The following is a 1,821-nucleotide window of genomic DNA, read 5'->3' on the forward strand; positions in this document are numbered from 1 at the left end:
CAACCCCACGACACCCCCCACACCCACCACCCCAACCCGCACCAGTGAAAACACACGACGCAAACCAGTGAAAAACAACCGTCGCTCATCAGCTGCGGGCCAAGGCTGCGGAGTGGCGGCGTATTGGAGACCTGGTGGAGCAGCGAGGGTTGACGGTGTACTCGGTGCGGGCGGATCCGGTGTATCTGCGCTGGCAGATGGAGCGTGAGGCTGCCGTGGGCGAGGCGCGGCGGAGGTTTCGTGCGGCGCGGGAGGATGTGCATCGGGTGCGGGAGGATCGGGAACGGCTGGTGGTGTCGTTGGGTGGTGAGGCCGGCAGGCGGGTGCGGGAGTGGGCGGGCCGGTACGGTGTCACGCCCGGGCGTCTCCTGGATGAGCTGGTGGAGCAGGCGCAGGTGGACGAGGCGGGTCAATTGGTGGTCGTGGCGTTCACGCCGTCTTTGGAGGAGGGGCGGGCGTGAGTTTTGTGCGGCTGCGTGAGCACCAGGTCGAGGCGAATTCCCGTATCCGCCGGTGGGTGGGATTCCCTGCACGTTCTGCGGTTCCTGCTGAGGGGGCGCGGGCCACGCTGGTGTCCGCCACCGGGTCCGGGAAGACGATCACGGCGGCTGTGGCTGCGCTGGACCTGTTCCGGGACGGCCGGATCCTCGTCATGCTGCCCACCCTCGACCTGCTCGTGCAGACGGCTGAGGCGTGGCGCCGGGTCGGGCACCGGGGGCCCATGGTCGGCGTGTGCTCGCTGGAGGGCGACGAGGTCCTGGAGCAGCTGCGGGTGCGGACCACCACGAACCCGATCCAGTTGGCGTTGTGGGCCGGGTCCGGGCCGGTGGTCGTGTTCGCCACGTACGCGTCGCTGGTCGATCGGGACGACCCCGAGGACGTAACAGGTCGTGGACGGGTGCGGGGGCCGCTCGAGGCGGCACTGGCCGGCGGGCAGCGCCTGTACGGGCAGCGGCTGGCCCCGTTCGACCTCGCGATCCTCGACGAGGCGCACGGCACCGCTGGGGACCTGGGTCGGCCGTGGGCCGCGATCCACGACAACACCCGCATCCCCGCCTCCTACCGGCTCTACCTGACCGCGACACCGCGGATCCTGGCCGCGCCACGCCCGCCGAAGGGCAAGGACGGGACCGAGCTGGAGATCGCCTCGATGGTCTCCGACCCGGCCGGCACCTACGGGGAGTGGATCTTCGAGCTGGGGCTGTCGGAGGCGGTGGAGCGGGGCATCCTCGCCGGCTTCGAGATCGACGTCCTGGAGATCGAAGACCCCGACTGGACCGTCGGCGCCAGCGAAGAAGCCCTGCGAGGCCGGCGCCTCGCCCTCCTGCAGGCCGCCCTCCTGGAACACACCGCGCGACTCGACATCAAAACGATCATGACGTTCCACCAGCGCGTCGAGGAAGCCGCCGCGTTCGCCGCCAAGCTCCCGGAAACCGCCGCCGACCTGTATGAGGACGAGGTCTCCGACCACGCCCTGGCCGAAGCCGATGCCCGACCGGCATCCCCCATCGGCGCCGAACCCGACGAACTCCCCGCCCGCCGCCACGTCCCCCCGGACCGCGTCTGGGCGCAGTGGCTGTGCGGCGACCACCTGGTGGCGGAGCGGCGTGAGGTACTCCGGCAGTTCGCCAACGGCACCGATGAGGACGGCAAGCGGGTCCACCGGGCATTCCTCGCCTCGGTCCGCGTCCTCGGCGAGGGCGTCGACATCACCGGCGAGCGCGGCGTCGAAGCCGTCTGCTTCGCCGACACCCGCGGCTCCCAAGTCGAAATCGTCCAGAACATCGGCCGCGCCCTCCGACCCAACCCCGACGGCAGCAC

The 1,821-nt window shown here is 70.7% G+C and carries 2 protein-coding genes; both read left to right on the forward strand.

Going from position 1 to position 1,821, the window contains the following annotated elements; genetic code table 11:
- The first annotated feature begins 134 nt into the window (after nucleotides 1-134).
- Nucleotides 135-461 carry a hypothetical protein gene (locus tag ACIP98_RS42390; RefSeq protein ID WP_401982224.1) on the forward strand — a complete coding sequence of 109 codons (327 nt, stop codon included), beginning with the start codon at nucleotides 135-137 and terminating at the stop codon, nucleotides 459-461.
- The coding region (locus tag ACIP98_RS42395) for a DEAD/DEAH box helicase family protein (RefSeq protein WP_401982225.1) at nucleotides 458-1,821 on the forward strand (1,364 nt) is incomplete at its 3' end. The genes ACIP98_RS42390 and ACIP98_RS42395, both read left to right, overlap by 4 nt.

Source organism: Streptomyces sp. NPDC088354 (genome assembly GCF_044753585.1).
Classification (GTDB): Bacteria; Actinomycetota; Actinomycetes; order Streptomycetales; family Streptomycetaceae; genus Actinacidiphila.